This window comes from Streptomyces sp. NPDC032126, assembly GCF_055580085.1.
Genome location: NZ_JBVIMA010000002.1, coordinates 297,223 through 323,482 on the forward strand (window position 1 = coordinate 297,223; position 26,260 = coordinate 323,482).

Annotated in this window: 21 protein-coding genes; 9 read left to right on the plus strand and 12 right to left on the minus strand. The window is 72.1% G+C overall.

Translation table 11 applies throughout. From position 1 onward, the window contains the following. Nucleotides 1–54 precede the first annotated feature (54 nt). Together pepN and ACZ5NW_RS09865 are read right to left on the minus strand one after the other, a co-directional pair. A complete protein-coding gene (pepN, locus tag ACZ5NW_RS09860; protein WP_468743278.1) occupies nucleotides 55–2,535 on the minus strand; it encodes an aminopeptidase N in 2,481 nt (826 codons plus the stop codon). Between the two features lie 124 nt (nucleotides 2,536–2,659). After that, complete coding sequence (locus ACZ5NW_RS09865; RefSeq protein ID WP_468743279.1) at nucleotides 2,660–2,986, minus strand: chorismate mutase; 327 nt, start codon at nucleotides 2,984–2,986, stop codon at nucleotides 2,660–2,662. A gap of 105 nt (nucleotides 2,987–3,091) precedes the next feature. Between ACZ5NW_RS09865 and ACZ5NW_RS09870 the strand changes: the two genes are divergently transcribed. Further along, nucleotides 3,092–3,985 (plus strand): hypothetical protein, encoded by an 894-nt coding sequence (locus ACZ5NW_RS09870; RefSeq protein WP_468743280.1) that lies wholly within the window; start codon nucleotides 3,092–3,094, stop codon nucleotides 3,983–3,985. Between the two features lie 85 nt (nucleotides 3,986–4,070). Here the strand turns inward: ACZ5NW_RS09870 and ACZ5NW_RS09875 are convergent, their stop codons facing one another. Beyond that, complete coding sequence (locus ACZ5NW_RS09875; RefSeq protein ID WP_468743281.1) at nucleotides 4,071–4,979, minus strand: SDR family oxidoreductase; 909 nt, start codon at nucleotides 4,977–4,979, stop codon at nucleotides 4,071–4,073. Nucleotides 4,980–5,039: 60 nt separating this feature from the next. After that, entirely contained in the window at nucleotides 5,040–5,786 is a 747-nt protein-coding gene (locus ACZ5NW_RS09880; RefSeq protein ID WP_468743282.1) for an SDR family oxidoreductase, read from the minus strand. An 85-nt stretch (nucleotides 5,787–5,871) separates the two neighbouring features. Here ACZ5NW_RS09880 and ACZ5NW_RS09885 point away from each other — a divergent pair, with 85 nt between their 5' ends. From ACZ5NW_RS09885 to ACZ5NW_RS09900, 4 genes are read left to right on the plus strand one after another with little or no spacing between them, the layout of a single operon-like run. Beyond that, nucleotides 5,872–6,615, plus strand: coding sequence for an enoyl-CoA hydratase family protein (locus ACZ5NW_RS09885; protein WP_468743283.1), 744 nt, complete (start codon nucleotides 5,872–5,874; stop codon nucleotides 6,613–6,615). Beyond that, entirely contained in the window at nucleotides 6,616–7,431 is an 816-nt protein-coding gene (locus tag ACZ5NW_RS09890) for a CoA transferase subunit A (RefSeq protein WP_468743284.1), read from the plus strand. Beyond that, nucleotides 7,428–8,144, plus strand: coding sequence for a CoA-transferase subunit beta (locus ACZ5NW_RS09895; protein WP_468743285.1), 717 nt, complete (start codon nucleotides 7,428–7,430; stop codon nucleotides 8,142–8,144). Before ACZ5NW_RS09890 ends, ACZ5NW_RS09895 begins: the two co-directional genes overlap by 4 nt. Next, a complete protein-coding gene (locus ACZ5NW_RS09900; RefSeq protein ID WP_468743286.1) occupies nucleotides 8,144–9,193 on the plus strand; it encodes an NAD(P)H-dependent flavin oxidoreductase in 1,050 nt (349 codons plus the stop codon). The genes ACZ5NW_RS09895 and ACZ5NW_RS09900 overlap by 1 nt, the downstream gene beginning before the upstream one ends. 35 nt (nucleotides 9,194–9,228) lie before the next feature. Here ACZ5NW_RS09900 and ACZ5NW_RS09905 read toward each other — a convergent pair whose 3' ends face one another. Genes ACZ5NW_RS09905 through ACZ5NW_RS09915 form a run of 3 tightly spaced genes read right to left on the minus strand, consistent with a single transcriptional unit; the run spans nucleotide 9,229 to nucleotide 11,823 of the window. Then, nucleotides 9,229–10,386, minus strand: coding sequence for an acetyl-CoA C-acetyltransferase (locus tag ACZ5NW_RS09905; RefSeq protein ID WP_468743287.1), 1,158 nt, complete (start codon nucleotides 10,384–10,386; stop codon nucleotides 9,229–9,231). Nucleotides 10,387–10,409: 23 nt separating this feature from the next. Continuing rightward, entirely contained in the window at nucleotides 10,410–11,024 is a 615-nt protein-coding gene (locus ACZ5NW_RS09910) for a TetR/AcrR family transcriptional regulator (protein WP_468743288.1), read from the minus strand. Between the two features lie 13 nt (nucleotides 11,025–11,037). Beyond that, on the minus strand, nucleotides 11,038–11,823 hold the full coding sequence (locus ACZ5NW_RS09915) for an SDR family oxidoreductase (protein ID WP_468743289.1): 786 nt from the start codon (nucleotides 11,821–11,823) through the stop codon (nucleotides 11,038–11,040). 59 nt (nucleotides 11,824–11,882) lie between these two features. Here ACZ5NW_RS09915 and ACZ5NW_RS09920 point away from each other — a divergent pair, with 59 nt between their 5' ends. Then, nucleotides 11,883–13,022 (plus strand): acyl-CoA dehydrogenase family protein, encoded by a 1,140-nt coding sequence (locus ACZ5NW_RS09920; RefSeq protein ID WP_468743861.1) that lies wholly within the window; start codon nucleotides 11,883–11,885, stop codon nucleotides 13,020–13,022. Then, a complete protein-coding gene (locus tag ACZ5NW_RS09925) occupies nucleotides 13,022–13,972 on the plus strand; it encodes an acyl-CoA dehydrogenase family protein (RefSeq protein WP_468743290.1) in 951 nt (316 codons plus the stop codon). Before ACZ5NW_RS09920 ends, ACZ5NW_RS09925 begins: the two co-directional genes overlap by 1 nt. Here the strand turns inward: ACZ5NW_RS09925 and qcrB are convergent. From qcrB to ACZ5NW_RS09950, 5 genes are all read right to left on the minus strand, one after another. Then, nucleotides 13,956–15,584 carry a cytochrome bc1 complex cytochrome b subunit gene (gene qcrB / locus ACZ5NW_RS09930; RefSeq protein ID WP_468743291.1) on the minus strand — a complete coding sequence of 543 codons (1,629 nt, stop codon included), beginning with the start codon at nucleotides 15,582–15,584 and terminating at the stop codon, nucleotides 13,956–13,958. The genes ACZ5NW_RS09925 and qcrB overlap by 17 nt on opposite strands. 86 nt (nucleotides 15,585–15,670) lie before the next feature. Next, on the minus strand, nucleotides 15,671–16,387 hold the full coding sequence (locus tag ACZ5NW_RS09935; RefSeq protein WP_468743292.1) for a vWA domain-containing protein: 717 nt from the start codon (nucleotides 16,385–16,387) through the stop codon (nucleotides 15,671–15,673). A gap of 115 nt (nucleotides 16,388–16,502) precedes the next feature. Beyond that, the gene (locus ACZ5NW_RS09940; RefSeq protein WP_468743293.1) at nucleotides 16,503–17,966 is read right to left on the minus strand and encodes a glutamate synthase subunit beta; all 1,464 of its coding nucleotides are present in this window, start codon (nucleotides 17,964–17,966) and stop codon (nucleotides 16,503–16,505) included. Beyond that, nucleotides 17,959–22,557 carry a glutamate synthase large subunit gene (gltB, locus tag ACZ5NW_RS09945; protein WP_468743294.1) on the minus strand — a complete coding sequence of 1,533 codons (4,599 nt, stop codon included), beginning with the start codon at nucleotides 22,555–22,557 and terminating at the stop codon, nucleotides 17,959–17,961. The genes ACZ5NW_RS09940 and gltB overlap by 8 nt, the downstream gene beginning before the upstream one ends. A gap of 395 nt (nucleotides 22,558–22,952) precedes the next feature. After that, on the minus strand, nucleotides 22,953–23,684 hold the full coding sequence (locus ACZ5NW_RS09950; RefSeq protein WP_468743295.1) for a VIT1/CCC1 transporter family protein: 732 nt from the start codon (nucleotides 23,682–23,684) through the stop codon (nucleotides 22,953–22,955). A gap of 283 nt (nucleotides 23,685–23,967) precedes the next feature. On the opposite strand from ACZ5NW_RS09950, the gene ACZ5NW_RS09955 reads away from it, so the two are divergent. Both ACZ5NW_RS09955 and ACZ5NW_RS09960 read left to right on the plus strand, forming a co-directional pair. After that, nucleotides 23,968–25,017, plus strand: coding sequence for an ADP-ribosylglycohydrolase family protein (locus tag ACZ5NW_RS09955; RefSeq protein ID WP_468743296.1), 1,050 nt, complete (start codon nucleotides 23,968–23,970; stop codon nucleotides 25,015–25,017). Continuing rightward, nucleotides 25,014–26,255, plus strand: coding sequence for an ADP-ribosylglycohydrolase family protein (locus ACZ5NW_RS09960; protein ID WP_468743297.1), 1,242 nt, complete (start codon nucleotides 25,014–25,016; stop codon nucleotides 26,253–26,255). The genes ACZ5NW_RS09955 and ACZ5NW_RS09960 overlap by 4 nt, the downstream gene beginning before the upstream one ends. Nucleotides 26,256–26,260: the final 5 nt, after the last annotated feature.

The following is a 26,260-nucleotide window of genomic DNA, read 5'->3' on the forward strand; positions in this document are numbered from 1 at the left end:
CCGGCGCGAGAGCCTCCGGCGGGGCCTGGCGAAGCACGCCCCGCCGGACAAGCTCTAGGCCCCCCTGACCTTCAACGCCCGTGCCAGGTCGTCGAGCTGGTCGACGAGTTTGCGACGCAGGGACGGGATGGGGTCGCCGTCGGACAGGCAGGCCTGGCCGAGGCGGAGGGTCTCGGGGTCGACCGCGTCCGCGGGGAAGGCCCAGCGGCCGGCCGCGTCGGCGATGGCGGGTCCGCGCCGGGCGGCGACGGCGACGGCGTCGTCGTAGAAGCGCGGCACGTACTGCCGTACCAGGTCCGCCTGTTCGGGCTGCCAGAAGCCCTGGGCGGTGGCCGTGAAGAGGTAGTTGGACAGGTCGTCGTCGGCGAACATCGCGTCCCAGGCGCGCGCCTTGGCCTCCGCGTCGGGCAGCGCGGCGCGGCAGCGGGCGGCGCCCTCCTGGCCGGTGGCGGACGGGTCGCGCTCCAGCTCGGCGGCGATCGCGGCCTCGTCGGTGGCGCCGAGGACGGCGAGCCGGGCGAGGACGCGCCAGCGCAGGTCCGGGTCGAGTTCGGGTCCGCCGGGCACGGTGCCGTCGGCGAGCCACTCGGCGATCGTGTCGGGGTGGGCGGCGACGTCGATGAAGTGCCGTACGGCGATCAGACGCAGGCCGGGGTGGTCGCCGTCCTCGGTGCGGCGGATGAGGTCGCGGCAGAGGGAGGAGAGGGTGGCCAGGGCCGCCGGGCGCTCCTCGGGGGCGACGTAACGGTCCGCCACCTGGACGGTCGCGAAGCCGAGGACGCCCTGGACGAGGGCGAGGTCGGTCTCGTGCGGGAGGTGGGCGCGGGCGGCCTCCAGGTAGGCGGCGGGCGGGAGTTCGCCGTCGCGGACGGCGTCGCGCAGGGCGTTCCAGGCGACGGCGCGGCTGAGCGGGTCGGGCAGGCCGGACAGTGCGGTGCGGATCGTCTCGAAGGAGTCGGCGTCGAAGCGGATCTTGGCGTAGGTGAGGTCGCCGTCGTTGAGGAGGAGCAGCGCGGGCCTCGTGCCGAGGGGGTGCGGGGCGCTCTGCGGGACGTCGACCTCGACGCGCTCGCGCAGGGTGAGCCGGCCGCCGTCGGTGAGGTCCTGGTCGTACAGGCCGACGGTGATGCGGTGCGGGCGGCTGCCGGCCCGGTCGACGGTGAGGGCGTGCGAGCCGTTGCCGCCGCTGATCCGCGGGGTGAGGGTGTCGACGCCGGTGGTGCGCAGCCAGGCGTCGGCCCAGGCGTGCACGTCGCGTTCGGTGGCGGAGGCGAGGGAGTCGATGAAGTCGGCGAGGGTGGCGTTGCCGAAGCGGTGGCGGGCGAAGTGGGTGTTGATGCCGGCGAGGAAGTCCTTCTCGCCGAGCCAGGCCACCAGCTGCCGCAGCGCGGAGGCGCCCTTGGCGTAGGAGATGCCGTCGAAGTTCAGCAGCGCCGACGCGGTGTCGTGGACGGCCTCGGGGGCGACGGGGTGGGTGGAGGGGCGCTGGTCGGCGTCGTAGCCCCAGGACTTGCGGGCGACGCCGAAGTCGGTCCAGGTGTCGCTGAAGCGGGTGGCCTCGGTGAGGGTCTGGTAGCCCATGTACTCGGCGAAGGACTCGTTGAGCCAGATGTCGTCCCACCAGCGCAGGGTGACGAGGTCGCCGAACCACATGTGGGCCATCTCGTGGGCGATGACCATGGCGCGGGTCTGCCGCTCGGTGTCGGTGACGGCGGAGCGGAAGACGAACTCGTCACGGAAGGTGACCAGGCCCGGGTTCTCCATGGCGCCGGCGTTGAACTCGGGGACGAACGCCTGGTCGTAGGAGTCGAAGGGGTAGGGCTCGTCGAACTTCTCGTGGTAGCGGTCGTAGCACTGCCGGGTGATCTCGAAGAGTTCATCGGCGTCCGCGTCGAGGTAGGGGGCGAGGGAGCGGCGGCAGTGGAGGCCGAAGGGCAGGCCGGCGTGCTCGGTGCGCACGGTGTGCCAGGGGCCGGCGGCGACGGCGACGAGATAGGTGGAGATCAGCGGGGTGGCGGCGGCCCGCCAGCGGCCCTGCCCGAGGTGCTCGGTGATGCCGTTGGCGAGGACGCTCCAGCCCTCGGGGGCGGTCACGGACAGCTCGAAGACGGCCTTGAGGTCGGGCTGGTCGAAGGCGGCGAAGACGCGCTGGACGTCCTCCATGAACAGCTGGGTGTAGAGGTAGGTCTCGCCGTCGGTGGGGTCGGTGAAGCGGTGCATGCCCTCGCCGGTGCGGGAGTAGCGCATGCTCGCCTCGACGCGCAGCTCGTGCTCGCCGGCGGTGAGGCCCTTCAGGGGCAGCCGGTTGCCGTCGAGGCTCTCGGGGTCGAGCGGCTGTCCGTCGAGGTGGGCGGAGCGCAGCTCGGCGGGCTTGAGCTCGACGAATGTGTCCGCGTCCGTGCGGGCCGTGAACCTGATGAGGGTGCGGGACTGGAAGGTCTCCTCGCCCGTGGTCAGGTCGAGCTCGATGGTGTAGCGGTGGACGTCAAGCAGCTGGGCACGGGTCTGCGCTTCGTCGCGCGTCAGTACGGACATGGACGACATGCTGCCTGATCAGCCAGGCCGGGCACAGGGGCGGATCGGTACGCGCGCTTTGTCCGTCCCCGCGCCCGGGCGCCCACGGGGCGCGGGCAGGTCACCGTGGGTGTCCGGGGCGCCGTCAGTGGCCGTCGGCGATGCTCTCGTGGTGGCGGATCACCTCGGCGATGATGAAGTTCAGGAACTTCTCGGCGAAGGCCGGGTCGAGCTTGGCGTTCTCGGCGAGGGAGCGCAGCCGGGCGATCTGGCGGGCCTCGCGCGCGGGGTCGGCGGGCGGCAGCTGGTGACGGGCCTTGAGGTGGCCGACCTGCTGGGTGCACTTGAACCGCTCGGCGAGCATGTGGACGACGGCCGCGTCGATGTTGTCGATGCTGTCGCGCAGCCGCGCGAGCTCCTCGTGGACGGCGGGGTCGACCTCGCCGGTGGGGCCGTTGGTGCTGGTGGTCATGGGCGTTCACCCTAGTCGTTGCCGGTGGCCGGCCCGCACCGGTGCCGGGGGCGGGAATCCTCGTAGAGTGGGATGCGGGTTCACGGCTGTCTTGGGGGTGCGGGCGTGGCGAACGGCGGACCGGTCCAGCACGGGTACCCGCATCTGGAGACGGTGCGGGCCGCGATCACGGCGCTGTACAGACGGCTGTCGTACGACAGCATCCACCGGTTCGACACCAGCGTGGCCCCGGTCGATGTGGCGTTCTGCGACGTCGACGACCTGTACTTGGGCACGCAGCGGGTGGCGCACGAGCTGGTGCGGCACTTCCGGCTGCCGGACGCGCGGATGATCGTGAGCTTCCGGGAGATGGAGCAGGCGGCGAACGTCGAACTGGCGGCGGGCCCGGAGTACTTCATCGAGCTGAACGACCGCTTCCGCACCCATCGCCGGGACATCGGCGCTGCGTTGGCGCACGAGATCATGCATGTGTATCTGCACCGCCTGGACCTGTCCTTCCCCGGCACGCGCGCGAACGAGATCCTCACGGACACCGCGACGACGTATCTGGGCGCGGGCTGGCTGCTGCTGGACGCGTTCCGGCAGGACGGGGCGTCCTCGCAGAAGCTCGGCTATCTCACGCCCGAGGAGTTCGGGTATGTGCTGGCGAAGCGGTCGCTGGTGTTCGGGGAGGACCCCTCGACATGGTTCACCAGCCCGCAGGCGTACGAGGCGTACCGGCAGGGCAGGGAGCGGGCCCTCGGCGACGAGCGGCAGCCCCCGCTGACGGCGGCCGGCTGGACGGGCCGCCGCCGCTACGCGCGCGACCGCCGGCACGCCCAGGACCACCGCCCGGTCGCGTCCGCCGACACCTCGTACTCCTTCACGCCGGACACCCCGGGCGCGCTGCGGGTGACGTTCCCGTGCCCGACCTGCCACCAGCGCATCCGGGTACCGGTACGGGGACGGGTGCGGGCCCGATGCGCGCTGTGCCGGACGGTGCTGGAGTGCGACACCTAGGGCCGCATCCCGGCGGCCGCGCGCGCGTGCCCGGCGGTTCTCCCGCGCGGACCCCCTTGTCCCTCCTACGTTTCCTGCGCGCCTCCTACGCCCCGTACACCGCCCCCGGCCTCTCCGCCGCCGCGAGCAGTTTCAGGGCCGTCTCCCCTGCCTCCGCCGCGCTCCAGCGTGCCCCCTTGTCGGCGGTGGGGCCGGCGCGCCAGCCCTCCATGACGGTGATGCGGCCGCCCTCCGTCTCGAACACGCGGCCCGTGACGCCCGCGCTCGCGGCGGAGCCGAGCCAGACGACGAGCGGGGAGACGTTCTCCGGGGCCATCGCGTCGAAGCCGGACTCGGGTGGCGCCATGGTCCGCGCGAAGGCGCGTTCCGTCATGCGGGTGCGGGCGGCGGGGGCGATCGCGTTGACCTGGACGCCGTAGCGGGCGAGTTCGGCGGCCGCGACCAGGGTCAGCCCGACGATCCCGGCCTTCGCGGCGCTGTAGTTGCCCTGTCCGACCGAGCCCAGCAGCCCCGCGCCGCTGCCGGTGTTGACGACCCGGGCGTCGGGGCGGCGGCCGGCCTTGGCCTCGGCGCGCCAGTGCGCGGCCGCGTGCCGCAACGGCAGGAAGTGCCCCTTCAGGTGCACGCGGACGACGGCGTCCCAGTCGTCCTCGTCGAGGTTGACCAGCATCCGGTCGCGCAGGAAACCGGCGTTGTTGACGAGGGTGTCGAGGCGGCCGTAGGTCTCCAGGGCGGTCGTGACCAGCGAGGCGGCGCCGGCGGTGGTGGCGATGTCGCCGCCGTGGGCCACCGCGTCGCCGCCGGCCGCCCGGATCTCCGCGACGACCCGCGCGGCGGGGCTGTCGGGCCCCGGGGTGCCGTCGAGGCCGACCCCGAGGTCGTTGACGACGACGCGGGCGCCCTCGGCGGCGAAGGCGAGCGCGTGCGCGCGTCCGAGCCCCCGCCCGGCGCCGGTGACGACGACGACCCGGCCGTCGCAGATACCGCTGTTCATCTGGCTCCTCCTGGTCACTTCGGTTGGCCATGGATCACGCCTGCTGATCACGCCTGCTGATCACTCCGGCTGGTTCGCGGTCGCCGCGTCCAAAAAGGCGGGGCGCTCCCCGCCGCCGTGGACGAGCAGGCTCGCGCCGCTGATGTAGGCGGCGGCGTCAGAGGCGAGGAAGACGGCGGCCGCGCCGACGTCGGACGGGGTGGCCAGGCGCCCCAGCGGAACCGTGCGGGCGACCGCCTCGACGCCGTCCTCGCCGCCGTAGTGGAGGTGGGACAGCTCGGTGCGGACCATGCCGACGACGAGGGTGTTGACCCGGACGTCCGGCGCCCATTCCACGGCCATGGAGCGGGCCAGGTTCTCCAGGCCGGCCTTGGCCGCGCCATAGGCCGCCGAGCCCGGTGACGGGCGGCCGCCGCTCACGCTGCCGGTCATCACGATCGATCCCCGGGCCCGCCGCAGCCGCTCGTACGCCGCGAGCGAGGCCGTCAGCGGGGCGAGGAGGTTGAGCTCGACGATCCGGGCGTGCCACTCGGCGTCCGCGTCGGCCAGGAGCCGGTACGGGGTGCCGCCCGCGTTGTTGACGAGGACGTCGAGCCGGGGCAGCGCGCCGAAGAAGGTGCGCACGGCGTCCGGGTCACGCAGGTCGAGCGGTCTGAACTCGACGCCTTCGAGGGGGACTCGGGGCGGCCGCCGAGCGCACACCAGCACCTCGGCACCGGCCTCGACGAACGCCGTGGCGATCCCCGCGCCGACACCCCTGGTACCCCCGGTGATGACGACGATCCGGCCGCGCAGCGAGTTTTCCACAGGCCCTCCCGCTCGGATTCGCCGGCTGCTAGCTTCGAGGCGTCATACCTAACAAATGTTTGGTGGAAAGGTAGCTGATGCTCCCATGGGTGTCTCCACCTCGTCCCCGGAAAAGGGGATCTCGCTCGTCACGGTCGACGTCCCCCCGGTGAACGCGCTGCCGGTGACCGGCTGGTTCGCGCTCGCCGACTCCGTCCGCGCGGCGGGCCGCGATCCCGAGGTGCGGTGCGTGGTGCTGGCCGCCGAGGGACGCGGGTTCAACGCGGGTGTGGACATCAAGGAGATACAGACCGCCGGCCGACAGGCGCTGATCGGCGCCAACGCGGGCTGCGCGGAGGCGTTCGCGGCGGTCTACGAGTGCGAGGTGCCGGTCGTGGCGGCGGTGCAGGGCTTCTGTCTCGGCGGCGGCATCGGCCTGGTGGGCAACGCGGACGCGATCGTGGCGAGCGAGGACGCCGTCTTCGGACTGCCCGAGCTGGACCGGGGAGCGCTGGGCGCGGCCACCCATCTGGCCCGGCTGGTCCCGCAGCATCTGATGCGCGCGCTGTACTACACCTCGCGCACGGCGACGGCGGCCGAGCTGCACACGCACGGCTCGGTGTGGCGGGTGGTGCCCCGGGAGGGGTTACGGGCCGCCGCGCTGGGGCTGGCCCGCGAGATCGCGGCCAAGGACGGCCGGCTGCTGCGCATGGCCAAGGCCGCGATCAACGGCATCGACCCCGTCGACGTGCGCCGCAGCTACCGCTTCGAGCAGGGCTTCACCTTCGAGGCCGGCCTCAGCGGACTCGCCGACCGGGTCCGGGACACGTTCGGGAAGGGGGACGCGTAGGTGGGCGACAAGACGATGACCGCCGCCGAGGCCGTCTCCCGCCTGGCCAGCGGCATGACGCTCGGGATCGGCGGGTGGGGCTCGCGCCGCAAGCCGATGGCCCTGGTGGGGGCGCTGCTGAGGTCCGACGTCACCGATCTGACGGTGGTGTCGTGCGGCGGCCCGGACGTCGGCATGCTCGCCGCCGCGGGACGGATCCGGAGACTGGTCGCGCCGTTCGTCACCCTCGACTCGATCCCGCTCGAACCGCACTACCGCGCGGCCCGGGAGAGCGGAGCGCTGGAGCTGATGGAGATCGACGAGGCGATGTTCCTGTGGGGGCTGATAGCGGCCGCGAACCGGCTGCCGTTCCTGCCGGTGCGCGCGGGCCTCGGCTCGGACGTGATGCGGGTCAACCCCGGCCTGCGGACGGTCACTTCGCCGTACGAGGACGGGGAGACGTTCGTCGCCGTGCCCGCCCTGCGCCTGGACGCGGCCCTGGTCCACCTCAACCGCGCCGACCGGCTGGGCAACGGACAGTGTCTGGGCCCGGACCCGTACTTCGACGACCTGTTCTGCGAGGCGGCGGACGCGGCGTATGTCTCGTGCGAACGGGTCGTCGACACGGCCGAGTTGACGAAGGAGGCGGCGCCGTCGACGTTGCTGGTCCAGCGGCACACGGTGACGGGCGTCGTCGAGGCGCCGAACGGGGCGTACTTCACCTCCTGCGCCCCGGACTACGGCCGGGACGAGGCCCTGCAGCGGGAGTACGCGACCACGCCCTGGCCGGAGTTCGCCGAGCGCTTCACCGCATCGTCCGAAGGGACCCGGTCATGACCGTCACCCGCGCCGAGTACTGCGTGATCGCCTGCGCCGAGGCGTGGCGCGGGGCGGGCGAGATCCTGGCGAGCCCGATGGGCACGATCCCCTCCATCGGGGCGCGGCTGGCCCGGCTCACCTTCGCGCCGGACCTGCTGCTGACCGACGGCGAGGCGCTGCTGGTGCGCCCGGACGGCACCCCGGAGGGCTGGCTCCCGTACCGGCGGCATCTGACCCTGGTGACCGGCGGACGGCGGCACGTGATGATGGGCGCGAGCCAGATCGACCGGTTCGGCAACCAGAACATCTCGTGCATCGGCGACTGGGCGCGGCCGCGACGGCAGCTGCTCGGGGTGCGCGGGGCGCCGGTCAACACCCTGAACAATCCGACCAGTTACTGGATACCGAGGCACTCGCGGCGGGTCTTCGTCGAGCGGGTCGACATGGTGTGCGGGGTGGGGTACGACCATGCGGGGGGCGCCCGCTTCCACCGCATCCCACGGGTCGTCTCCGACCTGGGTGTCTTCGACTTCGCGACGCCCGACCACTCGATGCGGCTGGTCTCGCTGCACCCGGGGGTCACGGTCGAGCAGGTCGCAGCGGCGACGTCCTTCGCCCTGGCCGTCCCAGACGACGTCCCGCCGACGCGTGCGCCCACGGCCGAGGAGCTGCGGCTCATCCGCGAGGTGATCGACCCGGCGGGCACCCGCTCCGGAGAGGTCGGTGCGTGATGGAGACCGCGCTGACGGCACTCGTCGGGGTCCGTCACCCGATCGTGCAGACGGGGATGGGCTGGGTGTCGGGCCCCCGCCTGGTCTCGGCGACGGCGAACGCGGGCGCGCTGGGCATCCTCGCGTCCGCGACGCTGACGCTCGACCAGTTGCGTACGGCGATACGCGAGGTCAAGGCCCGCACCGAGGCGCCGTTCGGGGTGAATCTGCGGGCCGACGCGGCGGACGCCGGCGACCGGGTGCGGCTGATGATCGAGGAGGGGGTGCGGGTCGCGTCGTTCGCCCTGGCGCCCTCCGCCGCGCTGATCGCCGAGCTCAAGGAGGCCGGCGTGGTGGTCATGCCCTCCGTGGGCGCCCGTCGGCACGCCGAGAAGGTCGCCGCCTGGGGCGCGGACGCGGTGATCGTGCAGGGCGGCGAGGGCGGCGGGCACACGGGCGAGGTGGCGACGACGGTGCTGCTGCCCCAAGTGGTGGACGCGGTGGACCTGCCGGTCGTGGCGGCGGGCGGCTTCTTCGACGGCCGGGGCCTGATGGCGGCGTTGTCCTACGGGGCGGCGGGCGTCGCGATGGGCACCCGCTTCCTGCTCACCTCGGACTCGACGGTGCCGGACGCGGTGAAGGCGCGGTATCTGGCGGCGACGGTCCGGGACGTCACGGTGACCACGGCCGTGGACGGCCTGCCGCACCGAATGCTGCGCACGGAGCTCGTGGAGTCCCTGGAGAACTCCGGCCGGGCGAGAGCCCTGTGGCGGGCGGTGCGCAGGGCGTCGGGGTTCCGGGGGCTGTCCGGGCTGACCTGGCGGCAGATGGTCCGTGAGGGGCTCGCCCTGAAGCACGGCAAGGACCTCACCTGGAGTCAGGTCCTGCTCGCCGCCAACACCCCGATGCTGCTGCGCTCGGCGATGGTGGACGGCCGTACGGACCTGGGGGTGATGGCGTCCGGGCAGGTCGCCGGGGTGATCGACGACCTGCCGTCGTGCGCGGAGCTGGTGGAGCGGATCATGAAGGAGGCGGACGCGGTCCGGACGAGACTCGCGGCCCAGCGCTGAGCGCGGGGCTCACGGCCTCCGGGTGATCGCGGGGCTCACAGCCGCTCGATGATCGTCACGTTGGCCTGTCCGCCGCCCTCGCACATCGTCTGTAGGCCGAACCGGCCGCCGCTGCGCTCCAGTTCGTGCAGCAGGGTCGTCATCAGCCTGACGCCCGTCGCGCCCAGCGGATGCCCGAGCGCGATCGCGCCGCCGTTGACGTTGACCTTCCCGGGGTCGGCGCCGGTCTCCTTGAGCCAGGCGAGGACGACCGGCGCGAACGCCTCGTTGATCTCGACGAGGTCGATGTCGTCGATGGTCATCCCGGTCTTCTTCAGGGCGTGCGCGGTGGCCGGTATCGGGGCGGTGAGCATCCGGATCGGGTCCTCGCCGCGCACCGACAGATGGTGCACCCGGGCCCGGGGCGTGAGCCCGTGCTCGCGTACCGCGCGCTCCGACGCCAGCAGCATCGCGGCGGCGCCGTCGGAGACCTGGGAGGAGCAGGCGGCGGTGACGGTGCCGCCGTCGACGACGGGCTTCAGCGCGGCCATCTTCTCCAGGGAGGTGTCCCGCCGGGGCCCCTCGTCGGCGGTCACCTCGCCGTAGGGCACGGTCTCCCGCGCGAAGCGGCCCTCGTCGAGGGCGCGGACCGCCCGCTCGTGGGAGCGCAGGGCGAACCTCTCCTGGTCGCGGCGGCCGATGCCCCATTTCGCGGCGATCATCTCGGCGCCGACGAACTGGTTCACGGGCCGGTCGCCGTAGCGTGCGCGCCAGCCCTCGCTGCCCGCGAAGGGGCCCTGGGTGAAGCCCAGCGGCTCGGCGGCCTGCCGGGTCGCGAAGGCGATCGGGATCTGCGACATGTTCTGCACGCCGCCCGCGACCACCAGGTCCTGGGTGCCGGAGAGGACGCCCTGCGCCGCGAAGTGCACGGCCTGCTGGGAGGATCCGCACTGCCGGTCGACGGTCACGCCCGGCACCTCCTCGGGCAAGCCGGCCGCCAGCCAGCAGGTCCGCGCGATGTCCCCGGCCTGCGGGCCGACGGTGTCCAGGCAGCCGAGGACGACGTCCTCGACGGCGGCCGGATCGACGACGGAGCGGGCCATCAACTCCTTGAGGACATGCGCGCCCAGGTCGGCCGGATGGACGCCGCTGAGCCCTCCCCCGCGCCGCCCGACGGGCGTGCGGACCGCTTCGACGATATAGGCCTCGGCCATGGCAACTCCCCTGACATGAAGGGTTATTCGCGTACGGCGATCCCGTCCAGCACCATCGACAGGTACTGCCGGGCGATCTCCTCGGGGCTGTGCTGTCCGCCGGGCCGGTACCAGGACGCGGCGACCCACACCGTGTCCCGCACGAACCGGTAGGTGAGGCGGACGTCGAGGTCGGCGCGGAAGGCGTGTTCGGCGACGCCGCGTTCCAGCGTGGACAGCCACGCCTCCTCGAATCTGCGCTGTGACTCGGCGAGGAACGCGAAGCGCTCCTGCGCGACCAGCTGCTTGCTCTCCTTCTGGTAGATCGCGACGGCGGCGCGGTGCCGGTCGATCTCCCGGAACGACTCGGTGACCAGGGCTTCCAGGGTCTCGCGGGGTCCGAGACCGGCGGCGAGGACGGTGTCGTAGCCGTCCCACAGCTCGTCGAGGAAGGTGCGCAGGATCTCCTCCAGCATCGATTCCTTGGAGTCGAAGTGGTAGTAGAGGCTGCCCGCGAGCATGCCCGCGATGTCGGCGATCCTGCGGACGGTGGTCGCGTTGTAGCCCTGCTCGGCGAAGACCTCGGCGGCGGTGTCGAGGAGTTCCCGGCGCCGGGCGGGTGCGGCGGTGGTCACCTGGGGCTTCTTCTTGGTCGGCACGCTGTTCATTGTCCTAGGGGTGCTGGCTGCTGACGGAGACGACCTCTCCCGTCAGATACGACGAGTAGCCCGACGCCAGGAACACGATCACGTTGGCCACCTCCCACGGCTCGGCGTACCGCCCGAAGGCCTCCCGCGCGGTCAGCTCCTCCAGCAGTTCCGCGGAGGTCACCTTCACCAGGTGCGGATGCATCGCGAGGCTGGGCGCCACCGCGTTGACCCGCACCCCGTAGGCGGCGGCCTCGATCGCCGCGCACCGGGTCAGCGCCATCACGCCCGCCTTCGCGGCGGCGTAGTGCGCCTGGCCCGCCTGGGCACGCCAGCCGACGACGGAGGCGTTGTTGACGATCACCCCGCTCCCGCTGTCCCGCATGGCGCGCAGGGCGGCGCGGGTGCAGCGGAAGGTGCCGTTCAGCGTCACGTCCAGCACCCGGGACCACTGCTCGTCCGTCATGTCGACGAGGGGTGAGGTGCCGCCCAGGCCCGCGTTGTTGACGACGACGTCCAGCCGGCCGTGTTCCTCGACGGCGGTGTCGAAGAGGGCCCGCACCTGGGACTCGTCGGTGACGTCGCAGGGGACGGCCGCGACGGCTCCGGGGAAGTCCCGGCTCAGCCCGGCCGCGTGCTCCTTGAGCCGGCGGGTGTGCGCGTCGCTGATCAGCACGCGCGCGCCCTCCTCCAGGAAGCGGCGGGCGGTCGCCCCGCCGATCCCGGCTCCGGCCGCCGCGGTGATGACGGCGGTACGCCCCTTCAGCAGCCCGTGCCCGGGCACGGGGGCCGGGCTCTCGACTCCTGTCATGGGCCCACGCTAACCTACCAAACACTTGTTAGGGAAGGACGGGAAGGACGGTGACGACCGTGGACCTCACCCACGCTCCGGCCGACGAGGACTTCCGTGCCGAGGCCCGGGCCTGGCTCGCGGCGCATGTGCCGGCCGCCCCGCTGCCCTCCCTGGAGACGGCGGAGGGCTTCGCGGCCCATCGCGCGTGGGAGGCCGAACTGGCGGCGGAGCGCTGGTCGGTCGTCGACTGGCCCGCGGAGTACGGCGGCCGGGACTGCGGTCTGGTCCGTTGGCTGCTCTTCGAGGAGGAGTACTGGGCGTCGGGCGCGCCGGGCCGGGTCGGGCAGAACGGGATCAGCCTGCTCGCGCCGACCCTCTTCGAGCACGGCACGCGGGAGCAGCGGGAGCGGGTGCTGCCGCCGATGGCGACCGGCGAGGTGGTGTGGGCGCAGGCGTGGTCGGAGCCGGAGGCCGGTTCCGATCTGGCGTCCCTGCGTTCGACGGCGGTGCGCACGGACGGCGGCTGGCTGATCGGCGGGCAGAAGACGTGGTCGTCCCGGGCGGCCTTCGCGGATCGCGCGTTCGGGCTGTTCCGCAGTGATCCGCACGCCCCGCGACCCCACCAGGGCCTGATCTACCTGATGTTCGACCTGCGCGCCCCGGGTGTCACCGTCCGCCCGATCGCCCGCCTCGACGGCCGGCCGGCCTTCGCCGAGGTGTTCCTGGACGAGGTGTTCGTGCCGGACGAGGACGTGATCGGCGAGCCCGGCCAGGGCTGGCGCATCGCGATGTCGGCGGCGGGCAGCGAGCGCGGTCTGACGCTGCGCTCCCCCGGCCGCTTCCTCGCGGGCGCCGAGCGGCTGCACGCCCTCTGGCGGGCCCGCGGCGCGCCTCGGGACTCGGCGGACCGGGTGGCCGACGCCCTCATCGGGGCCCGCGCCTACCAGCTCTTCACCCACGCGGCCGCGTCCCGCTTCCTGGCCGGCGACCGGCTCGGCCCGGAGTCGAGCCTGAACAAGGTCTTCTGGTCGGAGCTGGACATCGCCCTGCACGAGACGGCCCTCGACCTCCTGGGCACCGACGGCGAGGAGGCGGACACCGCCTGGGCCGAGGGGTGGGTCTTCGCCCTGGCGGGCCCGATCTACGCGGGCACGAACGAGATCCAGCGCGACATCATCGCCGAACGCCTGCTCGGCCTGCCGAAGGGACGCCGCTGATGCGTTTCCTCCTCGAACCCGAGCAGCGCGACTTCGCCGCCTCGCTGGACGCCCTGCTGACGGCGGCGGACACTCCGGCGGTGGTACGGGACTGGAGCCGGGGCGAGCACACGGGCGGGCGGGCGCTGTGGCGTCGTATCGCCGCTGCGGGAGTCTTCGCGCTGGCGGTACCGGAGGCGTACGAGGGACTGGGCCCCCGGCCCGTCGAACTCGCCCTCGCCTTCGTGGAACTGGGGCGGCACGCGGTGCCGGGGCCGCTGGTGGAGACGGTCGCGTCGGCCGCCCTGCTCACCGAGCCCGCGCTCGCGAAACGCCTGCTGCCCTCCCTGGCCTCCGGCGCGACCATGGCCACCCTCGCGCTCCCCGGCGCCCCCGCCCTGGACGGCGACGCGGCCGGCCTGCGTCTCGCCCTCACCCCCGGCGGCCTGTACCTCGCCCCCGGCCACGGCCCCGTCCGCACCTCGATCGACCCGGCCCGGCGCCTCACCCCCCTCGCCCCCGGCGGCGAACTCCTCACCCCGGACCCGCCCACCGCGACCGCCCTCGCCGTCGCCCGCCTGGCCACCGCCGCGCAGGCACTCGGCGTCGGCCTCGCGCTGCTCGACAGAACCGTCTCCTACGTCAAGCAGCGCACCCAGTTCGGCGTCCCCGTGGGCTCCTTCCAGGCCGTCAGACACCGCCTCGCGGACGCCCGGATCGCCCTGGACTTCGCCCGCCCCCTGGTCCTCGGGGCCGCGCTGACCATGGACGCCGCCGACCTCGCCGCCGCCAAGGCGAGTGCCGGCGAGGCCGCGTACGCGACCGCCCGCACCGCGCTCCAGCTGCACGGCGCGATCGGCTACACGGCGGAGTACGACCTGTCCCTGTGGCTCACCAAGGCCCGCGCCCTGCGCACGGCGTGGGGCACCCCGCGCGAGTGCCGGGAAACCGTCCTCAGTGCCCGCGCGTGAGCTGTTTGTACTCCTCCGGTGTCGGCTTCGGCACCTGGCTGTCCGCGCCGAACATCGCCCGCGACAGCCGCGCCCGCAGCCGCTGGGACCGCTTCACCCGGCGCCGAACGCCATGGGCGTCGACCAGCGGCCCCACCTCGTACGGCGGATGCTGCTCGTGCTGGGTGAGGGTGAACAGCTTGTCCTGCGGGAGGGGTTCGTGGACCTCGATGAACTCGCCCCCCGGCAGCCGTTTGATCGTGCCGGTCTCGCGGCCGTGCAGCACCTTGTCGCGGTCCCGGCGCTGCAGCCCGAGGCAGACCCGCTTGGTGAGCCAGAACACGATCACCGGCAGGACGAAGACGGCGATCCGCACGAACCAGGTGATGACGTTGATGGACAGATGCAGATGGGTGGCGACGATGTCGTTGCCGCCGCCGATCAGCAGCACGACGTACAGGGCGAGCCAGGCGGCGCCCAGGCCGGTGCGGACGGGCGCGTTGCGCGGCCGGTCGAGGATGTGGTGCTCGCGCCGGTCGCCGGTGATCCACGCCTCGACGAAGGGGTACACGCCGATGGCGAGCATGACCAGCGGGAAGAGCGCGAAGGGGATGAAGACGCCCGGTACCAGGGTGTGGCCCCAGGCGTTGATCTCCCAGCCGGGCATCACCCGGATCAGCCCCTCGGAGAAGCCGAGGTACCAGTCGGGCTGCGCGCCGGTGGTCACCAGGTCGGGGCGGTAGGGCCCGAAGGCCCACACCGGGTTGATGCTGGCGATGCCGCCCATGATCGTGAGCACGCCGAAGACGAGGAAGAAGAAGCCGCCCGCCTTCGCCATGTAGACGGGCATGAAGGGCATGCCGACGACGGACCGCTGGTCGCGTCCGGGCCCGGGGTACTGCGTGTGCTTGTGGTAGAAGACCAGGATCAGATGGGCCACCACCAGGCCGAGCATGATCCCGGGCAGCAGCAGGACGTGGATCGGGAAGAGCCGGGAGATGATGTCGTGGCCCGGGAACTCGCCGCCGAAGAGGAAGAAGGACAGATACGTCCCGATGATCGGGACGGACAGGATCGCGCCGTCGGCGAAGCGGATGCCGGTGCCGGAGAGCAGGTCGTCGGGGAGCGAGTAGCCGGTCAGCCCGGTGAGGATGCCGAGCATCAGCAGGGTCCAGCCGAACAGCCAGTTGATCTCGCGGGGTTTGCGGAAAGCGCCGGTGAAGAACACCCGCATCATGTGCACCAGCATGCCGGTGACGAAGACCAGGGCCGCCCAGTGATGGACCTGCCGGATCAGCAGCCCGCCGCGCACCTCGAAGCTGATGTCGAGCGTCGACTCGTACGCCTTGGTCATGACGATGCCGTTCAGCGGGGTGTACGAGCCGTCGTAGACGACCTCGGCTCCGCTGGGCTCGAAGAAGAGGGTGAGATAGACGCCGGTGAGGATCAGGACGAGGAAGCTGTAGAGGCAGATCTCGCCGAGCATGAAGGACCAGTGGTCCGGAAAGACCTTGCGCATCTGGGACTTGGCGAGCCCGTAGATCCCGAGCCGCCCGTCGGCCCAGTCCGCCAGCCGCTCGCCCTTGCCGGCCGGTTCCCTTGCCGTGCTCCCCGGTCGTGCGCCGTCGCCCATCGGCCCGCCTCCCGTCGGATCCTCCTCAGGGTGACATGACGGACAGGGCCGGGCCAATGGTGCGTGCAGCCGGGTGAGCGGCCCGGCTACGAGGTGACGATCCCCCGTTCGCGGGCCGCCGTCAGCCAGCGCGGGAACTCGCCGAGCAGCCGGTCGTAGAGCTCGGAGTCCGGTACCGCCAGGGGGTCCTCGCCGGCGTGGAAGAAGCCGGCGTTGTCCACCTCCCGCTTGCCGGGCACGGCGAGGTCGTCGAGCCTGCGCAGGAAGTCGAACTGCTTGCTGTGCGGGTCGCCGAAGCCGACGAACTGCCAGAAGAGGGGGAGCCGCGCCGCCTTGCAGACATAGCGCTCGGCGGCGAGCCGGTTGATCGGGCCGCCGTCGGTCTGGAAGACCACCAGCGCGGGGGCGGTGCTCCCGCTGTCGAGGTAGTGGTCGATGACGGCGTCCATCGCGAGGTGGTAGCTGGTCCGGCCCATGTGCCCGAGCCCCGCCGCGATCCGCTCCACGCGCCCCTGGTGGTCGGCGAGCTCGATGTCGGTGACGGCGTCGACATCGGTGGAGAAGAACACGACCGGCACCCGGCCGTCGTCGTCGAAGTGCGCGGCCAGTCCGAGCACCCGGTCGGCGAGCGCCTGCACACTGCCGTCGCTGAAGTACGGCTTCATGGACCCCGAGTAGTCCACGACCAGGTAGACGGCGGCCCGCTCCCCCGTCAGCCCGTGCTTGGTGAGGGACACCCCGGCGGTCCGGTAGGGACCGACCAGCGCCGGTGCGGTCTCCTCCACCTTCCTGAGACTGATCATGGCCCTCACCCTCCCACACAGGCGACAGCGCCTGCCCGGTCGTCCGGTCGGGGACAGTGGGGCAGGCGCCATCAGTGTTCCGTACGCCGTTGTACGGGACGTTCTTCGGGACGGGTCAGACCGTCAGGGCACGATCCGTCGGACGGATCGGCGCGGGCAGGTCGCTCGCCCCCGTGAGGAAGCGGTCGGCGCCGCGAGCCGCCGAGCGGCCCTCGGCGATCGCCCACACGATGAGCGACTGGCCGCGACCGGCGTCACCGGCGACGAACACACCCGGCACATTGGTCTGGAAGTCGGCGTCGCGGGCGATGTTACCGCGTTCGTCGAGCTCCAGCCCGAACTGCTCGACCAGGCCGTTCTGCTGGTCGGTGCCGGTGAAGCCCATGGCGAGGGTGACCAGCTGGGCGGGGATCTTGCGCTCCGTGCCCGGCTTCGGGGTCAGCTTGCCGTCGACGAACTCGACCTCGGTGAGGTGCAGCCACTGGACGTTGCCGTCCTCGTCGCCCTCGAAGTGGGTCGTCGAGACGGAGTAGACCCGCTCGCCGCCCTCCTCGTGGGCGCTCGTCACCTTGTAGAGCATCGGGAAGGTCGGCCAGGGCTGGGTGACCGTGTTCCGCTCGTCGTTCGGGCGGGGCATGATCTCCAGCTGCGTCACGGAGGCCGCGCCCTGGCGGTGGGCGGTGCCCACGCAGTCCGCGCCCGTGTCGCCGCCGCCGATCACGACGACGTGCTTGCCCTCGGCCGAGATCGGGGAGGTGACGTAGTCGCCCTCCTGGACCTTGTTGGCCAGCGGCAGGTACTCCATCGCCTGGTAGACGCCCTTGAGTTCGCGGCCGGGCACCGGGAGGTCGCGCGCGGTGGTGGCACCGGCGGCGATCACCACGGCGTCGTAGCGCTTCTTGAGGTCGTTCGCCTTGATGTCGCGGCCGATCTCGATCCCGGTACGGAAGCGGGTGCCCTCCGCGCGCATCTGCTCGATACGGCGGTTGATGTGCCGCTTCTCCATCTTGAACTCGGGGATGCCGTAGCGGAGCAGGCCGCCGATGCGGTCGGCGCGCTCGTAGACGGCGACGGTGTGGCCCGCCCGGGTGAGCTGCTGGGCGGCGGCCAGGCCCGCCGGGCCCGAGCCGATGACCGCGACCGTCTTGCCGGACAGGCGCTCGGGCGCCTGCGGGGCGACCGTGCCGGCCTCCCACGCCTTGTCGATGATCGAGACCTCGACGTTCTTGATGGTCACGGCCGGCTGGTTGATGCCGAGCACGCACGCCGACTCACAGGGCGCCGGGCAGAGGCGGCCGGTGAACTCCGGGAAGTTGTTGGTGGCGTGCAGGCGCTCCTGCGCGGCCGACCAGTCCTCGCGGTAGGCGTAGTCGTTCCACTCGGGGATGAGGTTCCCGAGCGGACAGCCGTTGTGGCAGAACGGGATGCCGCAGTCCATGCACCGGCCGGCCTGCTTGCTGATGATCGGCAGCAGCGAGCCGGGGACGTAGACCTCGTTCCAGTCCTTCAGACGCTCCTCGACGGGGCGGGACTTGGCGACCTCACGGCCGTGGTTCAGGAAGCCCTTCGGGTCAGCCATTGATCGCCGCCTCCATCATCTTCTCGGTGATCTCGGACTCGGAGAGTCCCGCCTGCTCGGCGGCGTCCTTGGCGGCGAGCACTGCCTTGTACGTGCTGGGGATGATCTTGCTGAAGCGCTCCACGGACGCGTCCCAGTCCGCGAGCAGCTTCTCGGCGACCGTGGAGCCGGTCTCCTCGGCGTGGCGGCGCACCACGTCGTGCAGCCACTGCTTGTCGGTGTCGTCCAGCGCCTCGATCGCGCCGACGTTGCCGGCGTTGACGTTGTCGCGGTTCAGGTCGATCACGTACGCGATACCGCCGGACATGCCGGCCGCGAAGTTACGGCCCGTCTCGCCGAGCACCACCGCGTGGCCGCCGGTCATGTACTCGCAGCCGTGGTCGCCCACGCCCTCGGAGACCACCAGCGCGCCGGAGTTGCGCACGCAGAACCGCTCGCCGGTGCGGCCGCGCAGGAAGAGCTCGCCGCCGGTCGCGCCGTACGCGATGGTGTTGCCCGCGATCGTCGAGTACTCGGCCAGGTGGTCGGCGCCCCGGTCCGGGCGGACGATCACCCGGCCGCCGGAGAGGCCCTTGCCGACGTAGTCGTTGGCGTCGCCCTCCAGGCGCAGCGTGATGCCGCGCGGCAGGAAGGCGCCGAAGGACTGGCCGGCGGAGCCCGTGAAGGTGATGTCGATGGTGTCGTCGGGCAGGCCCGCGCCACCGAACTTCTTCGTCACCTCGTGGCCGAGCATGGTGCCGACCGTGCGGTTGATGTTGCGGATGGCGACCTGCGCGCGCACCGGCTGGGCGTCGTTGACCGAGTCGGCGGCCAGCGCGTCGGCGGCGAGCTTGATCAGCTCGTTGTCGAGCGCCTTCTCCAGGCCATGGTCCTGGGCGATCACCTGGTGGCGGACGGCGCCGTCGGGCAGCGCCGGCACGTGGAACAGCGGCTCCAGGTCCAGGCCCTGCGCCTTCCAGTGGCTCACCGCGCGCTTGACGTCGAGGACCTCGGCGTGGCCGACGGCCTCCTCGATGGAGCGGAAGCCCAGCTCGGCCAGCAGCTCGCGGACCTCCTGCGCGATGAACTGGAAGAAGTTCACCACGTACTCGGCCTTGCCGGAGAACCGGTCGCGCAGCACCGGGTTCTGGGTGGCGATGCCGACCGGGCAGGTGTCCAGGTGGCAGACGCGCATCATGACGCAGCCGGAGACGACGAGCGGCGCGGTCGCGAAACCGAACTCCTCGGCGCCGAGCAGCGCGGCGATGATCACGTCACGGCCGGTCTTCAGCTGGCCGTCCGTCTGCACCACGATCCGGTCGCGCAGACCGTTGAGCAGCAGGGTCTGCTGGGTCTCGGCGAGGCCGAGCTCCCAGGGGCCGCCCGCGTGCTTCAGCGAGGTGAGCGGGGAGGCGCCCGTGCCGCCGTCGTGGCCGGAGATCAGGACCACGTCCGCGTGCGCCTTGGACACGCCCGCCGCGACGGTGCCGACGCCGACCTCGGAGACCAGCTTGACGTGGATCCGCGCCCGCGGGTTCGCGTTCTTGAGGTCGTGGATCAGCTGGGCCAGGTCCTCGATCGAGTAGATGTCGTGGTGCGGCGGCGGGGAGATCAGGCCCACGCCCGGCGTCGAGTGACGCGTCTTGGCGACCCACGGGTAGACCTTGTGGCCGGGCAGCTGGCCGCCCTCGCCGGGCTTGGCGCCCTGGGCCATCTTGATCTGGATGTCGTCCGCGTTGACCAGGTACTCGCTGGTCACACCGAAGCGGCCGGAGGCGACCTGCTTGATGGCGGAGCGGCGCGCCGGGTCGTAGAGGCGGTCCGGGTCCTCGCCGCCCTCACCGGTGTTGGACTTGCCGCCCAGCTGGTTCATGGCGATGGCGAGGGTCTCGTGCGCCTCGCGCGAGATGGAGCCGTAGGACATGGCGCCGGTGGAGAAGCGCTTGACGATCTCGGAGACCGGCTCGACCTCGTCGACGGGGATCGGCTGACGGTCCGACTGGAAGCCGAACAGGCCGCGCAGCGTCATCAGGCGCTCGGACTGCTCGTTCACCCGGTCCGTGTACTTCTTGAAGATGTCGTAGCGGCCGGAGCGCGTGGAGTGCTGGAGGCGGAAGACCGTCTCCGGGTCGAACAGGTGCGGCTCGCCCTCGCGGCGCCACTGGTACTCGCCGCCGATCTCCAGGGCGCGGTGGGCCGGCGCGATGCCGGACGCCGGGTACGCCTTGGCGTGCCGGGCGGCGACCTCCTTGGCGATGACGTCGATGCCGACGCCGCCGATCTTGGTGGCGGTGCCGTTGAAGTACTTCTCCACGAAGGCGTCGTCGAGACCGACGGCCTCGAAGACCTGGGCGCCGCGGTAGGAGGCGACGGTCGAGATGCCCATCTTCGACATGACCTTCAGAACACCCTTGCCCAGGGCGTAGATCAGGTTGCGGATGGCCTTCTCGGGCTCGATGTCGGAGAGGAACGTGCCCGCGCGGACGAGGTCCTCGACGGACTCCATCGCCAGGTACGGGTTGACGGCGGCGGCGCCGAAGCCGATCAGCAGGGCGACGTGGTGGACCTCGCGGACGTCACCGGCCTCGACCAGCAGGCCCACCTCGGTGCGCTGCTTGGTGCGGATGAGGTGGTGGTGGACGGCCGAGGTGAGCAGCAGCGACGGGATCGGCGCGTGCTCGGCGTCCGAGTGGCGGTCCGACAGGACGATCAGCCGGGCGCCGTTCTCGATGGCCGCGTCGGCCTCGGCGCAGATCTCCTCGATCCGCGCGGCGAGGGCGTCACCGCCGCCGGAGACCCGGTACAGGCCGGAGAGCGTCGCGGCCTTGAAGCCCGGCATGTCGCCGTCGGCGTTGATGTGGATGAGCTTGGCCAGCTCGTCGTTGTCGATCACCGGGAACGGCAGGGTGACGCTGCGACAGGAGGCGGCCGTCGGCTCCAGGAGGTTGCCCTCGGGGCCGAGCGACGAGCGCAGGGAGGTGACCAGTTCCTCGCGGATCGCGTCCAGCGGCGGGTTGGTGACCTGCGCGAACAGCTGGGTGAAGTAGTCGAAGAGCAGCCGCGGGCGCTCGCTGAGCGCGGCGATCGGCGAGTCGGTGCCCATCGAGCCGATCGGCTCGGCGCCGGACTTCGCCATCGGCGCCAGGATGACGCGCAGCTCCTCCTCGGTGTAGCCGAAGGTCTGCTGGCGGCGGGTGACCGAGGCGTGGGTGTGCACGATGTGCTCGCGCTCGGGCAGGTCGCCCAGCTCGATCTCGCCGGCCTCCAGCCACTCGGCGTAGGGCTTCTCGGCGGCGAGCCGCGCCTTGATCTCGTCGTCCTCGATGATGCGGTGCTCGGCGGTGTCGACGAGGAACATCTTGCCGGGCTGGAGGCGGCCCTTGCGGACGACCTTCGCCGGGTCGATGTCCAGGACGCCGACCTCGGAGCCGAGGACGACGAGGCCGTCGTCGGTGACCCAGTAGCGGCCGGGGCGCAGACCGTTGCGGTCGAGCACGGCGCCGACCTGGGTGCCGTCGGTGAAGGTGACGCAGGCCGGGCCGTCCCAGGGCTCCATCATCGTGGAGTGGTACGCGTAGAAGGCGCGCCGGGCCGGGTCCATGGAGTCGTGGTTCTCCCACGCCTCCGGGATCATCATCAGCACGGAGTGCGGCAGGGAGCGGCCGCCGAGGTGGAGCAGCTCCAGGACCTCGTCGAAGGAGGCGGAGTCGGAGGCGTCCGGGGTGCAGACCGGGAAGACGCGCTCCAGGCCCTTGTCGTCGGCGCCGAAGAGGTCGGAGACCAGCTGCGACTCGCGGGCGCGCATCCAGTTGCGGTTGCCCTTGACGGTGTTGATCTCACCGTTGTGCGCGACGAAGCGGTAGGGGTGCGCGAGCGGCCACGACGGGAAGGTGTTCGTGGAGAAGCGCGAGTGGACGAGGGCGACGGCCGAGGCGAAGCGGCGGTCGGACAGGTCCGGGAAGAAGGGCTCCAGCTGGCCGGTGGTCAGCATGCCCTTGTGGACGATGGTGCGGGCGGAGAGCGACGGGAAGTACACGCCGGCCTCGCGCTCGGCGCGCTTGCGCAGCACGAACGCCTTGCGGTCGAGGGCGATGCCCTCGCTGGCACCGTCGGTGACGAAGATCTCCCGGAAGGCGGGCATCGTCGAACGGGCGGTGGCGCCGAGCAGTTCGGGTGCGACGGGGACCTCGCGCCAGCCGAGGACCGTGAGGCCCTCCTCGCCGGCGATCGTCTCGATCTGTGAGACGACCTCGGCGGTGTTCTCCTCCGGAAGGAAGGCGATGCCGACGGCGTAGGAACCGGCCTCGGGCAGCTCGAATCCGGCCACCTCACGGAAGAACGCGTCGGGGACCTGAGTGAGGATGCCCGCGCCGTCGCCGGAGTCCGGCTCGGAGCCGGTGGCGCCGCGGTGTTCGAGGTTGCGCAGAACGGTCAGCGCCTGCTCGACCAGCGTGTGGCTAGCCTCACCGGTGAGGGTGGCCACGAAGCCGACGCCGCAGGCGTCGTGCTCGTTGCGGGGGTCGTACATACCCTGCGCAGCAGGGCGAGCATCCATGAACGACCAGTTCTGGCCGTTCTCGGAGTGCTGGGACGGCTGGCGCGGCGTACGCATCGGCTCTCCCGTCGTCGTCATCTGGCATGTGCGAAGTGCCGAGGGACGACGTTGGCCCTCTGCGGGAAGCGCACGTGTGACGTGCGCTTGAGTGCAAAATTTCGTGCAGGTTACATGATGGAGCGGTTCTCGGGAACCGGATACTCCGTTCCAGCATGCGGACGCCGCGGGGTGGCGGCAGGGGGCCGCGCGCGGCGGCCGGAAGTGTGTGGGGACCGAACGGGACAGATCGATGTCCGTCGGCCCGAAGAGCGAAGGGGGCGTCGTCGCCCACCCCGCGAGCACGCCGCAGGCGTCATTGCCCACAGCGCTTACGGCTCATGCCCGGTGGTCATGCATCCGAAACCAACGAGTAACGGGTATTTATGCGGCCCATCGCATAAGTACCAGCCGCCTTATCCTACGGCCGTTCCGAACAAGCTGCCCAGGAGATACGTCACACCGGCCGCCGCGCCACCCAGGGCGAGTTGCCGCACACCGCTGTACCACCAGGACCGCGCGGTCACCTTGGCGACGACGGCGCCACAGCCGAACAGCCCGATCAGCGCGAGCAGCACGGCGGGCCACAGGGCCGTCGCCCCCAGCAGATACGGCAGGACGGGAAGCAGGGCGCCCAGCGCGAAGGAGCCGAAGGAGGACACCGCGGCGACGGTCGGCGAGGGCAGGTCGGTGGGGTCGATCCCGAGTTCCTCGCGGGCGTGTATCTCCAGCGCCTGCTCGGGGTCGCGGGAGAGCTGCTCGGCGACGAGCCTGGCCAGCCCGGGATCGACGCCACGAGCCTCGTACAGCGCGGCGAGCTCGGCCTCCTCGTCCTGCGGGTGCCGCTTCAACTCCCGCCGCTCGACGTCGAGTTCGGCCTCGACCAGCTCACGCTGGGAGGCGACCGAGGTGTACTCGCCGGCGGCCATGGAGAAGGCGCCCGCGGCGAGGCCGGCCAGCCCGGTCACCACGATGGTCTGGTGACCGACGGAGCCGCCGGCGACACCGGTCATCAGCGCCAGGTTGGAGACGAGCCCGTCCATCGCCCCGAAGACGGCCGGCCGCAGCCAGCCCCCGTTCACGTCCCGGTGCGTGTGGTTGTCGCGGTGCGCCTCGTGCAGCGTCGCCTCGGTCTCGATGAGAGCCATCCGGAGTCCCCCAGGAAGCTTAGCCAAAGCTAACTTTGGATTGATTCTACTTTTCGATAACCCAGACAGTACGCCGGTGATTCCCGCTCCGCCAGCAAGGAAAGGCTGGGCTAACCTGCGGTTTTGCCCTTGTTCGCTCATCTGAACGAACTGCTGCACAGATGTCGACCGGGTGACTTTGCGGCACACCAGGCTGAGGTCAACCGCCAATGGTGGGACAGATCGGATGGGCCCGATCCGGCAGGTCGGATCCCCTCGAAACCCCCTCAGGAGAGGCGGAGCAATGGCATCGACGATCGCCCGCGTGCCCACGGTCCCGGCGCCGGGGGACGCCGCCGAACTCCGCGAACGGGCCCGCGGCGCGCTCCTGGGCCTCGCCGTGGGGGACGCCCTGGGCGCACCCGCGGAGAACATGAAGCCGTCCCAGATCAGGGCGAGATGGGGCCGCATCACCGGCTATGTGGCGGAGCGCCCCGCGGGCACGGACGACACGGAGTACGCCATCTTCTCGGGCCTGCTGCTGGCCCGGCACGGCTCGGCGCTCACGCCGGCGCATGTGGAGGCGGCCTGGCACGCCTGGATCGCGGACCGCGACGAGGGCCCGTTCCGGGGCGCGGGCTTCAGCGAGCGGGGCACCCTGGAGAACCTCCGCCGGGGCCTGGCGGCGCCCATCTCGGCCCAGCACCGGCACGCGTGGAGCGACGGCCTGGCGATGCGAGCGGCGCCCTTCGGCGTGTTCGCGGCGGGCCGCCCGGCCGAGGCGGCCCGGCTGGTGGCCATCGACGGCTCGGTGAGCCACGAGGGCGAGGGCATCTACGGCGGCCAGGCGGTGGCGGCGGGTGTCGCGGCGGCGATGGCGGGCGCCCCCACGATCGCCGTGGTGGCGTCGGCCCTCGCGGTGGTCCCGGAGGACTCCTGGACCGCCCGTTCCCTGCGCAGGGCCGTCGCGGTCGCCCACCGGGGCGAACGCGCGGTCCGCTCTGCCGTCGTCATCGGCGGCTACCCCTGGACGGACCTGGCGCCCGAGGCGGTGGCCCTGGCCTTCGGCGCGTACGCGGCGGCGGACGGCGACTTCCGCGAGGCGGTCCTGACGGCCGTGAACATGGGCAGGGACGCGGACACGACGGCGGCGGTGGCCGGCGCGCTCGCGGGCGCGACGGGCGGCGAGTCGGCGATCCCCCGGGACTGGTCGGCCCCCATCGGCCCGGCGCGCGGCAGCTGCCTTCCCTCGATGTCCGGCCATCACATCCTGGACGTGGCGGAACTCCTGGTCCCGGCAGACAGCGAGAAGTGGCCGTCGTCCCCCCAGCGAGAACAGGACCCCGGTCGATGACCCCACCCGCCCCGTGGAACGCCCAGACCCCACCCGCAGCCGCCGACGGCGAGCACCCCCCACAGGAGACGCACACCTCTCAACCAAGCGCGGGTGGGAGACAGGAGGCCGAAGGCGAAGCCGAGGCCGGGCAGCGCACCCTCGGTCTCCTGCTGGGCCTGGCCGCGGGCGACGCCGCCGGCTGGCCCGCCGCCCGCCACCGAGCCGCCCGCATGCCCGACTGGACCCGCCGTCTCACCCGCGAGCTGGACACCTTCGCCGAGCACAACGCCACCACCACCCTCCCCGTCCCCATCGCCCTCAACCAGCCCCCCGAACCTCTCCGCCTGGGCCCCTCCGACGACGCCGAATGGGCGGCCTTCACCGCGGAAGCCCTGCTCAGAACCGGCGACGACGTCCTCAGCGACCTCAGCCGGGACCGCCGTACGCGCGCCGCCATCGACCTGACCTGGACCGCCCTCGCCTCCGAGGTCGCCGCCGCGGCCGACCGCGCCCCCGAGGTGGAGTCCGCCGTCCTCCCCCTGCGCGCCCGCATCTCCGTCCGCGCCGGCCTCGGCAACCTCGCCGCCGGCCTGCGCCCACCCGCCACCGGACACGACAACCCCCACTACTTCGACGACGCCGCGTGCGTGCGCGCCTGCGTCCTCGCCCTCGCCCACCCCGGCGACCCCCACGGCGCCGCGGCCCTCGCCGAGTTCGACGCCCGCTACACCCAGGACGGCGACGGGGTGCACGGCGCGCGGGCGATGGCGGCGGCCCTCTCCCTGGCCCTGACCGGCGAGACGGCGGAGACCTGCGCCGAGGCCGCGCTCACCGAACTCCCCGAGTCCACCGAGATCGGCCGCAACGCCCGCCACGCCCTCAAGCTGGCCCGCGACGCGGACAGCGCCTTCGCCCTGATCCCCCTCCTCGAACACGAGATCGTCGACCACGTCTACAGCTACGGCATCGCCGCCGCCGAGACGGTCCCGGTGGCCCTCGCCCTCTCCCTCGCCGCCCACGGCCGTATCGCCGAGGCGGTCCCCGCGGCCGCCTGCCTGTCCCGGGTCGCCGACTCCGCCCCGGCCCTCGCGGGGGCGCTGACCGGCGCGCTCGGCGGCGCCGCCGCGATCCCCGACTCCTGGCGCGACACCTGCCGCACCCTCTCCGGCTGCGCCCTCCCCCGTCTCACCGGCACGGATCTGGTGGAACTCGCCGAGCTCCTGGAAGCCGTACAACCGGCCTCACCAGGAGGATGATTCGG

What these genes read in the sequence shown, in the direction of transcription:
- pepN (WP_468743278.1), bottom strand. Translation starts at nt 2,535, where the DNA reads ATGTCCGTACTGACGCGCGACGAAGCGCAGACCCGTGCCCAGCTGCTT.
- ACZ5NW_RS09865 (WP_468743279.1), bottom strand. Translation starts at nt 2,986, where the DNA reads ATGACCACCAGCACCAACGGCCCCACCGGCGAGGTCGACCCCGCCGTC.
- ACZ5NW_RS09875 (WP_468743281.1), bottom strand. Translation starts at nt 4,979, where the DNA reads ATGAACAGCGGTATCTGCGACGGCCGGGTCGTCGTCGTCACCGGCGCC.
- ACZ5NW_RS09885 (WP_468743283.1), top strand. Translation starts at nt 5,872, where the DNA reads ATGGGTGTCTCCACCTCGTCCCCGGAAAAGGGGATCTCGCTCGTCACG.
- ACZ5NW_RS09895 (WP_468743285.1), top strand. Translation starts at nt 7,428, where the DNA reads ATGACCGTCACCCGCGCCGAGTACTGCGTGATCGCCTGCGCCGAGGCG.
- ACZ5NW_RS09900 (WP_468743286.1), top strand. Translation starts at nt 8,144, where the DNA reads ATGGAGACCGCGCTGACGGCACTCGTCGGGGTCCGTCACCCGATCGTG.
- ACZ5NW_RS09905 (WP_468743287.1), bottom strand. Translation starts at nt 10,386, where the DNA reads ATGGCCGAGGCCTATATCGTCGAAGCGGTCCGCACGCCCGTCGGGCGG.
- ACZ5NW_RS09915 (WP_468743289.1), bottom strand. Translation starts at nt 11,823, where the DNA reads ATGACAGGAGTCGAGAGCCCGGCCCCCGTGCCCGGGCACGGGCTGCTG.
- ACZ5NW_RS09925 (WP_468743290.1), top strand. Translation starts at nt 13,022, where the DNA reads ATGCGTTTCCTCCTCGAACCCGAGCAGCGCGACTTCGCCGCCTCGCTG.
- qcrB (WP_468743291.1), bottom strand. Translation starts at nt 15,584, where the DNA reads ATGGGCGACGGCGCACGACCGGGGAGCACGGCAAGGGAACCGGCCGGC.
- ACZ5NW_RS09935 (WP_468743292.1), bottom strand. Translation starts at nt 16,387, where the DNA reads ATGATCAGTCTCAGGAAGGTGGAGGAGACCGCACCGGCGCTGGTCGGT.
- ACZ5NW_RS09940 (WP_468743293.1), bottom strand. Translation starts at nt 17,966, where the DNA reads ATGGCTGACCCGAAGGGCTTCCTGAACCACGGCCGTGAGGTCGCCAAG.
- gltB (WP_468743294.1), bottom strand. Translation starts at nt 22,557, where the DNA reads ATGCGTACGCCGCGCCAGCCGTCCCAGCACTCCGAGAACGGCCAGAAC.
- ACZ5NW_RS09950 (WP_468743295.1), bottom strand. Translation starts at nt 23,684, where the DNA reads ATGGCTCTCATCGAGACCGAGGCGACGCTGCACGAGGCGCACCGCGAC.
- ACZ5NW_RS09955 (WP_468743296.1), top strand. Translation starts at nt 23,968, where the DNA reads ATGGCATCGACGATCGCCCGCGTGCCCACGGTCCCGGCGCCGGGGGAC.
- ACZ5NW_RS09960 (WP_468743297.1), top strand. Translation starts at nt 25,014, where the DNA reads ATGACCCCACCCGCCCCGTGGAACGCCCAGACCCCACCCGCAGCCGCC.